Source organism: Halomonas sp. CnH100-B (assembly GCF_024124605.1).
Lineage (GTDB): Bacteria > Pseudomonadota > Gammaproteobacteria > Pseudomonadales > Halomonadaceae > Vreelandella.
Genome location: NZ_JAMXRX010000001.1, coordinates 230,073 through 241,357, shown reverse-complemented (window position 1 = coordinate 241,357; position 11,285 = coordinate 230,073). Strand labels below are relative to the sequence as shown.

Annotated in this window: 10 protein-coding genes; 2 read left to right on the top strand and 8 right to left on the bottom strand. The window is 60.2% G+C overall.

Annotated features, from left to right (window positions below; translation table 11 throughout):
* Window positions 1-110: 110 nt before the first annotated feature.
* The 7 genes from hflX to NH398_RS00950 form a co-directional block, all read right to left on the bottom strand.
* Entirely contained in the window at window positions 111-1,421 is a 1,311-nt protein-coding gene (hflX, locus tag NH398_RS00980) for a ribosome rescue GTPase HflX (RefSeq protein ID WP_253015942.1), read from the bottom strand.
* A 36-nt stretch (window positions 1,422-1,457) separates the two neighbouring features.
* Window positions 1,458-1,706: an RNA chaperone Hfq gene (gene hfq / locus NH398_RS00975; protein ID WP_159342598.1), complete on the bottom strand. Its 249-nt coding sequence runs from the start codon at window positions 1,704-1,706 to the stop codon at window positions 1,458-1,460.
* A 151-nt stretch (window positions 1,707-1,857) separates the two neighbouring features.
* Window positions 1,858-2,796: a tRNA (adenosine(37)-N6)-dimethylallyltransferase MiaA gene (gene miaA / locus NH398_RS00970; RefSeq protein WP_253015941.1), complete on the bottom strand. Its 939-nt coding sequence runs from the start codon at window positions 2,794-2,796 to the stop codon at window positions 1,858-1,860.
* Window positions 2,797-2,829: 33 nt separating this feature from the next.
* Window positions 2,830-4,746 (bottom strand): DNA mismatch repair endonuclease MutL, encoded by a 1,917-nt coding sequence (gene mutL / locus NH398_RS00965; RefSeq protein WP_253015940.1) that lies wholly within the window; start codon window positions 4,744-4,746, stop codon window positions 2,830-2,832.
* Between the two features lie 56 nt (window positions 4,747-4,802).
* Window positions 4,803-6,224 carry an N-acetylmuramoyl-L-alanine amidase gene (locus tag NH398_RS00960; RefSeq protein ID WP_253016540.1) on the bottom strand — a complete coding sequence of 474 codons (1,422 nt, stop codon included), beginning with the start codon at window positions 6,222-6,224 and terminating at the stop codon, window positions 4,803-4,805.
* A gap of 47 nt (window positions 6,225-6,271) precedes the next feature.
* Window positions 6,272-6,769 carry a tRNA (adenosine(37)-N6)-threonylcarbamoyltransferase complex ATPase subunit type 1 TsaE gene (gene tsaE / locus NH398_RS00955; protein WP_253015939.1) on the bottom strand — a complete coding sequence of 166 codons (498 nt, stop codon included), beginning with the start codon at window positions 6,767-6,769 and terminating at the stop codon, window positions 6,272-6,274.
* 11 nt (window positions 6,770-6,780) lie between these two features.
* The gene (locus NH398_RS00950) at window positions 6,781-8,274 is read right to left on the bottom strand and encodes an NAD(P)H-hydrate dehydratase (protein WP_253015938.1); all 1,494 of its coding nucleotides are present in this window, start codon (window positions 8,272-8,274) and stop codon (window positions 6,781-6,783) included.
* 129 nt (window positions 8,275-8,403) lie between these two features.
* Between NH398_RS00950 and queG the strand changes: the two genes are divergently transcribed.
* The gene (queG, locus tag NH398_RS00945; RefSeq protein ID WP_253015937.1) at window positions 8,404-9,528 is read left to right on the top strand and encodes a tRNA epoxyqueuosine(34) reductase QueG; all 1,125 of its coding nucleotides are present in this window, start codon (window positions 8,404-8,406) and stop codon (window positions 9,526-9,528) included.
* 3 nt (window positions 9,529-9,531) lie between these two features.
* Here the strand turns inward: queG and orn are convergent, their stop codons facing one another.
* Entirely contained in the window at window positions 9,532-10,116 is a 585-nt protein-coding gene (gene orn / locus NH398_RS00940; protein ID WP_159342603.1) for an oligoribonuclease, read from the bottom strand.
* Window positions 10,117-10,262: 146 nt separating this feature from the next.
* Here orn and rsgA point away from each other — a divergent pair, with 146 nt between their 5' ends.
* On the top strand, window positions 10,263-11,285 hold the full coding sequence (gene rsgA, locus NH398_RS00935) for a small ribosomal subunit biogenesis GTPase RsgA (RefSeq protein WP_253015936.1): 1,023 nt from the start codon (window positions 10,263-10,265) through the stop codon (window positions 11,283-11,285).

Genomic DNA, 11,285 nt, shown 5'->3' with positions numbered 1-11,285 from the left:
TGCACTTTGCCTTGATACTGAATGCAAGGCCGGGTGCTTTTGATATTGTTGCTATATCAATCTTGTACCATACCTTTACAGCCAATGACTACGGGCAGGTACTCGATGGGCTACCATTCGTCAGATTCGCGTAATGCTTCTGGTAAATAGGTATTGGCACGCTCGCCCAGCTGAGCCATCAGCTGATTGAAGTCGCGCCTTGGCAAGCGCACATCCAATACAGAGCGCCCCTGCTCGTCGAAGCTCTCTTCGCGCACGGCATTGAGCTCGTGCAGACCGGCACGCAGCTTTCCCTGCTCTGGGGAAAGAGTAAGCGAAAAACCAATCACGTCGTTGGCGAGTCGCTCGGTGAGGGCTTCATGGAGCAGTTCTAGCCCCTGGCCCTGCTGAGCAGACAGCCAAACCACGTCGGGAACACCGTGGCCGTCGCGCTCGATACGCGGTGCGCTGTCCAGCTTGTCGATCTTGTTCATTACTTTGAGCACCGGCACGTTATCCGCCCCGATCTCTTTCAGCACGTTATCGACCTGCTCGACGTTGAGTTCGCGATCAGGGTCGGCAGCGTCGATCACATGCACGAGCAGCGTGGCTTCTGCCGCCTCTTGCAGCGTTGCCTGGAAAGCCTCGACCAGCTTGTGCGGCAAGTGACGAATGAAGCCGACGGTATCGGCCATGACGACCGGCCCTACGTCTTCGATTTCCAAACGTCGCAGCGTCGGGTCCAGGGTAGCAAAGAGCTGGTCCGCTGCATAAACTTCGGCACTGGTCAGCGCATTGAACAGGGTCGACTTGCCCGCGTTGGTATAGCCCACCAGCGATACGCTGTGGATTTCTGCACGGGCGCGGGCACGCCGGTTCTGCTCCCGCTGGCTGCGCACTTTATCCAAGCGCTTATGAATCGACTTGATACGACCGCGTAGTAAACGACGGTCGGTTTCTAGCTGTGTTTCACCGGGACCGCGTAAGCCGATCCCGCCTTTTTGTCGCTCAAGGTGTGTCCAACCGCGAATGAGGCGCGTAGACATATACTCGAGCTGGGCAAGCTCTACCTGCAGCTTACCTTCGTGCGTTCGTGCCCGCTGCGCAAAAATATCGAGTATCAGACCCGTACGGTCCAATACGCGGCACTTGAGTTCTTGCTCAAGGTTGCGCTGCTGGGAGGGACTCAAACTGTGGTTGAAGATGACCAGTTCAGCGTGATGAGCTGCGAGCATTGCCCGCAGCTCCTCCAGCTTTCCTGACCCGATGAAGGTGCGGGAATCAGGGCGCTGTCGGCTGGCTGTGAGCAATGTCGCGGGCTCTGCGCCAGCAGAGCGCACGAGCTCCAAGAACTCACCCGGGTCTTCACGTGCCTGCTCATCATAGAAATCTACGTGAACAAGTACTGCCGTTTCACCGGCGTCTGGGCGTTCAAAAAACAATCAATACCTCATGGACTCTCTTGCTATCCAGCGGTGTTAGATTTCAGCATCGGGTGCTGAAGGGTCTTGTGCCGGCAAACGCACGTTGCGCGAAGGCACCACCGTGGAAATAGCGTGTTTATAAACCATCTGACTGACGGTATTGCGCAACAAGATGACAAACTGGTCAAACGATTCAATCTGGCCCTGCAGCTTAATGCCGTTTACCAGGAAAATAGAGACCGGAATGCGCTCCTTGCGCAAAATGTTCAGGTACGGGTCTTGAAGGGACTGCCCTTTGGACATGTTGCTCTCCCTAAAACTGTCGTTGGGGTTGGTTATCAAATGGCGTGCCCTACTGGTGCTACGCCGCAATCTTGTTGCCCGAAAGGCCTAGTGTGTCAAACGCGCTAGCCGGCCACTCGAAAACACTTGCTTACGAAATCACTATCTTACGCTAAGCACCGCTTTCACGCACGAATTTCAGAAGCTTATCCAGTGCGTCAGGCTGCTGCGAGTCGATCCATGTCAACGACGGCCAACTTCTCAGCCAGGTCAGCTGACGCTTAGCAAGCTGACGGGTGGCAATGACACCTCGCGACACGAGTTCGTCTCGATCATAAGCGCCGTTTAGATACTCCCATACTTGACGGTAGCCAACGCTCTTCATGGATGGCAAGTCAATATGTAGATCATCACGCTTTTTGAGGGCGGCGACCTCATCTATCAAGCCCTCTGCCAGCATGGATTCAAAACGCAGGGCAATGCGCTGGTGCAGCACCTTACGATCCTGCGGTGCTAGCGCTACTGACAGCACCCGCCATGGAAAGGTTTCCGGTCGCTGCTCCGCCCACAGCTCACTCATGGGGCGACCGCAGGCGTAGAACACTTCCAGCGCACGCATCAGCCGCTGAGGGTCATTCGGATGGATACGCGCCGCAGAGGGCGGGTCGACCTCTGCAAGGGTGCGATGCAGCCCAATCAAGCCCTCCTGCTGCCGCTGGTTCTCCAGAAGCTCACGGATGGCGGCGTCCGCTGCAGGCAAATTGGCCACTCCTTCCACCAAGCGCTTGTAGTAAAGCATCGTGCCGCCCACCAGCAGCGGCACTTGCCCCGCCGCGCTGATTTGACGCATCTCCCGCAGGGCATCTTCGCGAAAGTCGGCCGCTGAGTAGGGGTCGGCGGGATCGCGAATATCGATCAAACGGTGGGGTGCCCGCGCCAGCTCGGCCGCACTGGGCTTGGCGCTACCCACGTCCATGCCTTGATACACCATCGCGGAATCCACGCTGATCAGCTCATGGCCTAGCCGTTCGTGAAGCGCTATCGCGGCATCGGTTTTCCCAGCGGCCGTAGGCCCCATCAAAAATATCGCCCAGGGGCGTGTATCAGCCATCTGCTAGCCGCACTCCGTTGGTTGTCTTCATCGTCACTGGCCGCGCAGAAATAGACGGTCGAGCGCTTTCATGCTCATTTGCGTCCAAGTGGGACGGCCATGATTACACTGGTCGCTACGCTCGGTGCGCTCCATATCTCGCAGCAGTGCATTCATCTCATCCAGCGTTAAGCGTCGATTGGCCCGCACGCTACCATGGCATGCCATGGTAGACAGCAGCTCATGAATGCGCGCCTCGACTTGATGCGTGCGGCCGTAGCGGGACAACTCTTCGAGCATTTCACGCACCAGCGCTTCGGGGTCGGCTTGGGCCAGCAGCGCAGGCAGCTGGCGAACCAGCAGCGTCTCGGGGCCCGCCACATCCAATTCGACCCCCAGCTGGGCAATGGCGTCACGCTCGCTCTCTGCCGTGGCGACTTCGCTACGACTGGCTGCCAGCGAGACGGGCACTAGCAAGGGTTGCGTATCGATTCCTTTTGCTGCCGCCAGCTGGTTTTTCATACGCTCGTAAACGATTCGCTCATGGGCGGCGTGCATATCCACCAGCACGAGCCCCTGGGCGTTCTGCGCCAAAATGTACACGCCATGGAGCTGGCCTAGCGCAAACCCCAGCGGCGGTGCTGACGTGGCGTCATGATCCGGCATGGTCAGGGGGGCTTCGCGTACTTCCGAGGCGACTGGACGTGAGCTTGGCGGGCTTGGTTGCGGCGTTAGCAGCGTCTCTTCGTGATCGGGATGCAGCGCCTGATACCCCTGCATGAAGCGGCGCACCCGCTCAGCGCCGGGGTGCCGCTCGGGCGCTTCCGACAAGGCCATACCCTGCTGCTGCCAGCGGGAAGCCTCTGACGCAGTTGCCACGCTGGAAACGGATTCGCCCTCGCCCGTCGGAGCAGCCTCCTCGTTGGGGTCGCCCTCCTCGGCGGGCTTGGAGGCCGCCAAGCAGTGGTGCAAACTGGAGTACAGGAAGTCATGCACCATGCGCCCATCACGGAAGCGCACTTCATGTTTAGTGGGGTGAACGTTGACATCCACCACGTCTGGATCGAGCTCCAGATAAAGCACGAACACCGGATGGCGTCCGTTATAGAGCACGTCGCGATACGCCTGACGTACCGCATGCGCAACGAGGCGATCACGCACCACGCGGCCATTGACGAAGAAATACTGCTGGTCTGCTTGAGAGCGGGAGTGGGTCGGCAGCCCTACCCAGCCGCTCAGACGCAAGCCGCCTGCCTCACGTTCGATATAGCGGGCGTGTTCAATAAAATTCTTGCCCAACAGCGACGCAATCCGTCGCTCACGGGAGGCGGGCGAATTGCCCTGAGGCAGCTGATGCACCACCTTCTGGTTGTGCTTCAATACCCAGGCAATGTCATAACGCGACAGCGCCTGACGACGAAAAGCCTCTTCTACATGAGCAAATTCGGTCTTTTCGGTGCGTAAGAACTTACGCCGCGCGGGCGTATTGAAGAACAGGTCGCGCACCGAGACACTAGTGCCCCGTGGGTGAGGCGCGGGCGTTACCCGCGCTTCCATACCTCGCCCCTCGGCCACGACGCGCCACCCCTGACGGGGGTCTTCCTCCGCGTTGGACACCAGCTCCAAACGCGATACGGAGCTGATCGAGGCCAACGCTTCGCCGCGAAAGCCCAGCGAACTGACCCCCTCCAGGTCCTCGAGACTGCTGATCTTACTGGTGGCATGACGTGCCAGCGCCAACGGGAGATCCTCCTCGCCGATGCCAATACCGTCATCACGTACCTTGATCAGCCGAGCACCGCCCTGCTCGATCTCCACTTCGATACGCTGACTGCCCGCATCGATGGCGTTCTCGATCAGCTCTTTCGTGACTGACGAGGGGCGCTCGACCACCTCACCTGCCGCAATCTGGTTAGCTAGGCGGGGGTCGAGCACATGGATACGGCCAGACAGCGAGTTCAATTCAGTCAACCAACACCTCAGAAGCTCATCATCTAAGCGGTCTATTAAAAAACGCGCGTCAAAAACTAGGAACTAGGAATACGCAGCACTTGGCCCACCCGGATCACGTCACCATTCAAATCGTTGGCCTGCTTCAACTGATTCACTGGAACACCGTGGCGAACGGCAATCGACGAGAGCGTATCCCCCGATTGGATGCGATATTCGTCGCCAGTGGGGCTACGCTGGTGATCACGCTGCCACGCCAATAGGCTCGCGGGCGGGGGGTTACGCTGAAAATGATCGCGCAACCCGCTGAAAATGGCCGTCGATAGGCCCTGCTGATGCACCGGGTCACGCAGGCGGCGCTCTTCGTCCGGATTGGAGATAAACCCCACCTCAATCAGCAGCGACGGAATATCAGGCGATTTCAGAACCATGAAGCCCGCCTGCTCGACCCGCGACTTATGCAGCCGATTCACTCGACCAAGCTGCTCGAGCACCTGCCCACCGATCGACAGCGAGTCGTTGAGCGTGGCGGTCATGGTGAGGTCCAACAGCACGCCGCGCAGCACTTGGTCTTTATCACGCAGCGATAGGCTGCCATCGACCCCACCGATCAAATCCGAGCGATTCTCGCTATCTGCGAGCCACTGCGCCGTTTCTGACGTCGCCCCACGCTGGGAAAGGGCATACACGGAGCTGCCCTGAGGGCGTGGGCTGGTGAAGGCATCGGCGTGAATCGAGACAAAGAAGTCGGCCTTCTGCTCTCGGGCCAGCTGTGTGCGCTGACGCAGACCCAAGTAGTAGTCGCCATCGCGGATCAGCACGGCTTTAAACCCCCGGGTACGATTGACATCGGAGGCAAGCCGTCTGGCGATCTCCAACACGACGTCCTTTTCGCGGGTGCCTGCAGGGCCAATGGCGCCTGGGTCTTCGCCACCGTGACCGGCATCGATGGCGATGATGATATCCCGCTGCGGATGCGGCTGGGCAGGCTGCACTTCGGTTGGCGGCTGGTCTGGCGCGGCGGGGGGCACCGCAGCGTCGTCTTCAGGCAGCTGAGCCTGAGCCGAGCGCTGCGCCACCATCTCCTGATCACGAATCATCGCTTCGATGGGGTCGATGGGATTTTCCACCGCGCTTTCGCCGGGGTACTCCAGATCGACCACCAGACGATGGCCATACTGATCGTTGGGCGGCAGCGTAAAGTGGCGCGGCTCGATCTCGCGGTTCAGCTCCAGCACCACGCGCAGTCCGTTGCCGTCACGCACGCCTGTGCGCACGGCAGCAATCGCACTTCCCTCCAGCGGTAGGGTCGAGACGTCGGTATTGAGCTGGCTGTCGTCCAGATCGATCACCAGGCGCGACGGATTCTCCAACGAGAACACATTGGCCTGAGTAGCCGCTGTCAGGTCGAAGACCAAACGCGCGTGATCCGGAGCAGCCCAGAGCCGCATACTGTCGACGTTGGCGGCCTGCACGCCAGAGACACCGGTCAACAGCATGGCGCAACCAAACGCGCACTGGCCAAGGAGACGACGGAGGGGTTGTTTCATTTCCATTGAATGACACCACCCTCCTGCGGGTGACCGGTGGTTTGCGAGTTCAGTTGCCCCAAAACGTGCTGACCGAGCGCACTCTCGGCCGTCAACAGCGCCATTCGCCCTGGATCCGCAACGCGGAGCTGGATACGCACATCCGGCGCAGGCAGCCAGCCGTCGCCTCTACTGGGCCACTCGATGAGGCAAAGAGCATCGTCGGCTAGCACATCGCGCCCGCCCATGAATTCCAGCTCTTCCGGGTCTGCCAAACGGTATAAATCCAGATGATAGAGGCGCTGATCACCCAGTTCATAAGGCTCCACCAGGGTATAGGTCGGACTTTTCACGGCGCCTTGATAACCGTACGCCCTCAAAATGCCGCGCGTCAGGGTGGTCTTGCCCGCCCCCAAATCGCCCTCTAAATATACGAGCCCGCGACCGGTTAGCGCTTTGCCCAGCGCCTCGCCGAAGGCAACGTGGGCCTCTTCATCATTCAATTGCACCTGCATGTTGGCCGCCTTCACGGGTTAATGAGCACTCGTGCATAGGATGCCAGATCACTTGCTAACAGGCCACGCTCTCCACCGGCTTTAGCCGCCTCATCACCTGCCAGCGCATGTAGCATGACGCCCAACCAAGCGCTCTGCTCGAGACTGCCAGTTTGAGCCACCAAAGCGCCCAGCATACCGCTTAGTACGTCGCCCATGCCGCCACTGGCCATGCCCGGATTACCATAGGGGCACACGACCAGCCCACTGGGTCCCGCCACCAAGCTGCCTGCACCTTTTAATATCACGACGCCTCCCCGGGCACGCTGTAGTGCGCGGGCGGCCGACGGACGATCCGACTGAACATCGGCCACGGAACAGCCTAGCAATCTGGCCGCCTCGCCAGGATGGGGGGTCAATACCCAGTCGTCGCGACGCAGCGTCGGCCAGCGGCTGGCCAGCAGATTGAGCGCATCGGCGTCCACCACTAGCGGCGTGTCTGCCTGTAGTGCACTTTGTAGCACCGCCTGCCCCCACGCTTCTTGCCCAAGTCCTGGCCCCACCACGAGCACGTCTGCGGTAGAAGGCAGTTCGGCCGCGTCGGCTCCGCTACGCACCGCGCGCGCCATGACTTCCGGGCAACGCACGAGGCTTGCGGTAACGTGTTCTTGAGCAGTGGCGAGGGTGACCTTGCCCGCTCCTAGTCGCGCAGCCGCTTGCGAGGCCAACAGCGCCGCCCCACCAAAGCCCGGCGCGCCTCCCATCACCAAGACGTGCCCCAAGCTTCCCTTGTGGCTAGTACGCGAACGGGGCGGAAAGGCCTCTCCCAGCAGCGTCTCATCCAGGCGCCATGCAGTGGGTGGAATATCGAAGAACGCCTGCGCCTTGACGCCCAACGGGCGAAAATCGATCTCACCGGTGTAGGCCGGTGCTTCCCCAGTGTGCAGGCCAATTTTGTCACCAATGAACGTGACCGTGCAGGCGGCTTCGACCGCCGTGCCTAGCCTCGCCCCGGTATCTGCCGAAATCCCCGACGGAATATCCAGCGCCAGCACGGGCTGAGACGCCGCATTCATGGCGTGGATGGCCTGCTTAGCGCGGCCCTCGACGTCGCCTGACAGCCCGGTGCCTAGCAGGGCATCGACGATGACCTCACCGGCGAGCGTCGTACTGGGCTGCCACTCCTCAAACCCGACCCCCGCTGCCGTTGCCAGTTCGGCAGCCCGGGCAACGTCGCCGGTCAGCGCGTCTAGCGGTGTCAGGGAAAGTCGCTGCACTTTGAGTCCCGACTGCATGGCCAGCGCCGCCAGCACATGACCGTCGCCGCCATTGTTGCCGCTGCCGCACACGACGGTCACGCTGCGCGCTTGAGGCCAGCGCGAGCGAAAGCTGTGCCAGGCGCTGGAGGCCGCCCGCTGCATCAAGGCAAAGCTTTCGATACCACCGGCAATGGTGCGCCGATCCAGCTCGCGCACTTGCGATGCCTTATAGAGAGGACGTAGCGAAGAGGTACTCAACGTAGACACGGTGTCTCCTTGATAGGGTGCTAAATCAACGCTCAGGTGCCGCCCGATCACGCAACGGCGTGCTCGGCATGTCGTGCCAGCGGCTAATGCGTTAGCATAGCGCGCTTAACGCCTCACCGTTGACTGACCATGCCAAGTTCCACCACTTTTTCACCGTCTCACGAACCCATCTCCCGCGAGTCTCTGCATCAGCTTGCCGAGCAGATCAAGCAGTGGGGTCGCGAGCTGGGCTTTCAGCAGGTCGGCATCACCGACACGGACTTAGCGGCTCATGAGGCCCATCTGAACCGCTGGCTGGATAAAGGCTACCACGGCGAGATGGGCTTTATGGCGAAGCACGGCACCAAACGCACGCGACCTGACGAACTGGAACCCGGCACTCGCCGGGTCATCAGCGTGCGCATGGATTATCTGCCCGCCGAAGTAGAGAGTGCCAAGGTGCTGGGCCAACCCAGCCGTGCCTACGTCTCCCGCTACGCGCTGGGCCGGGACTATCATAAGCTGATGCGCAAACGCTTGGCACAGTTGGCAAAGCACATCGAGCAAGCAGTAGGAAAATTTGGTTTCCGCGCCTTCGTCGACTCCGCCCCGGTAATGGAGCGTGCGCTTGCCCAAAAGGCAGGCTTAGGATGGTTCGGTAAAAACGCTATGCTGTTAAACCCCAAAGCGGGCTCGCTGTTCTTTCTGGGAGAGCTGTATACCGACCTCCCGCTGCCCGTCGATGCACCTTTCGAACAGGAGCATTGCGGTAGCTGTAGCGCCTGTCGCACCGCTTGTCCCACCGGGGCCATCGTCGACGACAAGGTCGTCGATTCGCGCAAGTGCATCTCCTATCTCACCATCGAGCTGCACGGCGCGATTCCCGTAGAGTACCGTCGCGCCATGGGCAATCGCGTGTATGGCTGCGACGATTGTCAGCTCGTTTGCCCGTTCACACGCTTCACAAAAATCACCCAAGAAGAGGACTTCTCCCCGCGCCACGACCTTGACCGCGCATCGCTCATTGCGCTGTTTAGCTGGGGCGAAGAGGAGTTTTTGAACAAAACCGCAGGCAGCCCCATTCGCCGCATTGGCTATGAGCGCTGGCTGCGTAACCTTGCCGTTGGGCTGGGCAATGCCCCGTGGAGCGATGACGTCGAGGCCGCATTATGGGCACGCCGAGCTTACCCTAGCGCCCTGGTGCGAGAGCACGTCGCCTGGGCGCTCGACGAGCAGCGCCACAAGCGCGATGCGCGTATCGCGACGCGCACCTAAGGGCTACTCTTCTTCGTCGCTCCCTTCTTCGATACGCAAAAACGTGCGGCGGTAGTGGGCAAGCTCCGCGATCGACTCTTTGATGTCATCCATTGCCAAGTGGGCATTCTGCTTTTTGAAGCCCACCAGCGCACCGGGGTTCCAGCGCTTCGCCAACTCTTTGACGGTCGAGACATCCAAGTTGCGGTAGTGAAAGAACGCCCACAAGTCGGGCATTTCCCGCTCCAAGAAGCGGCGGTCTTGATGAATACTGTTGCCGCACATCGGCGAAGAGCCCGCCACCACGTACTGGCGTAAAAAGTCGAGGGTTTGGCGCTCGGCTTCTTGCGTCTCGATGGTGCTTGCCTTCACCCGCGCCACTAGACCAGATTCACCGTGGGTTTTCTGATTCCAGTCGTCCATTCCGGCCAAGAGGCTATCGGGCTGTTTGACGGCGATCACTGGGCCTTCTGCCACGATATTCAACTGCGCGTCGGTGATGAGTGTCGCCACCTCGATAATGCGCTCTTTGTCCGGTTCAAGACCGGTCATTTCCAAATCAATCCACACCAATAGGTCGCTACGCGGTGCGCCGTTTTGCTCGCTCATTGCATTCATTCCTTGGTCAGGGTCGCCCTTGTATCGGCGCATCAAACAAAAGTGTCGCTTATATTGCGCTAACCCGCACCCCACACAGGACAGTGGACCGTCCAGGTGGGTACAATGCCCTCTATTGTAACGATCATCAGGTGGTCATGAGCAAACGTAAATTAAGCCGTCAGCAGCAGTGGCGAGTCGAGAAGATACAAGCCGAACGCGCCCAGCGTGCCGAAAAACGTGATGCCAAAGATGCCGAAAAGCTCTCTGCAGGCGAATACGGCCCCGAACAGCCAGGGCGAGTGATGGCCCACTTCGGTCGCACCCTGGAGGTGCGCGACGCCGACGGCACGCCCGTGCGCTGCCATCTACGCGCCAATCTGGAGGGCTTGGTGACCGGCGACCGAGTGATCTGGCGGGCGGGACAGGATGGCTCGGGCGTGGTCGTGGCCCGTGAAGAGCGCGACAGCATTTTAAAGCGCCCCGACCCACGCGGCCAGCTCAAGCCGGTAGCCGCCAATATCGACCAGCTGCTGATCGTGTTTGCCGTCGAGCCAGCGCCTCACCCCAACCTGATTGACCGCTATCTGGTAGCCGCTGAAGCTACCGGCATCGCGCCTGTGCTGGTGCTGAATAAAACCGATTTGCTGCCAGACGATGGCGGCGAACTCGGTCAGCTGCTGGAGCGCTATCACCAGCTAGGCTATCCGGTGGTACGCACCACCACGGCCAACCCCGAAGGGCTGGATACGTTGCGCCAGCAGCTCGCGGGCCGCACCTCGGTATTCGTCGGCCAGAGTGGCGTGGGGAAATCATCGCTCATAGACCTGCTGCTGCCCGACGAAACCCTGCGCATTGGCGCGCTATCGGAAGATTCGCGTAAAGGCACGCACACGACGACCACCGCACGGCTCTACGCTATGCGCAGCGACGAAGTCAGCAATGGCGAACTGATCGACTCGCCCGGCATCCGTGAGTTTGGCCTGATCCATCTGGACGAGCAGGAAGTGACCGACGGCTTCATCGAGTTCCACCCCTATTTGGGCCTTTGCCGCTTCCGGGACTGCCGCCACCGCAATGAGCCGGGCTGCGCTTTACTGGACGCCGTCGAGGCAGGCAAGATTCATCCAGAGCGTTTTGCCAGCTATCGACGTATTCTCGATAGCTTGAATCCCCAGTGA

What these genes read in the sequence shown, in the direction of transcription:
- hfq (WP_159342598.1), bottom strand. Translation starts at nt 1,706, where the DNA reads ATGTCCAAAGGGCAGTCCCTTCAAGACCCGTACCTGAACATTTTGCGC.
- miaA (WP_253015941.1), bottom strand. Translation starts at nt 2,796, where the DNA reads ATGGCTGATACACGCCCCTGGGCGATATTTTTGATGGGGCCTACGGCC.
- NH398_RS00960 (WP_253016540.1), bottom strand. Translation starts at nt 6,224, where the DNA reads ATGCTGTTGACCGGTGTCTCTGGCGTGCAGGCCGCCAACGTCGACAGT.
- tsaE (WP_253015939.1), bottom strand. Translation starts at nt 6,769, where the DNA reads ATGCAGGTGCAATTGAATGATGAAGAGGCCCACGTTGCCTTCGGCGAG.
- queG (WP_253015937.1), top strand. Translation starts at nt 8,404, where the DNA reads ATGCCAAGTTCCACCACTTTTTCACCGTCTCACGAACCCATCTCCCGC.
- orn (WP_159342603.1), bottom strand. Translation starts at nt 10,116, where the DNA reads ATGAGCGAGCAAAACGGCGCACCGCGTAGCGACCTATTGGTGTGGATT.
- rsgA (WP_253015936.1), top strand. Translation starts at nt 10,263, where the DNA reads ATGAGCAAACGTAAATTAAGCCGTCAGCAGCAGTGGCGAGTCGAGAAG.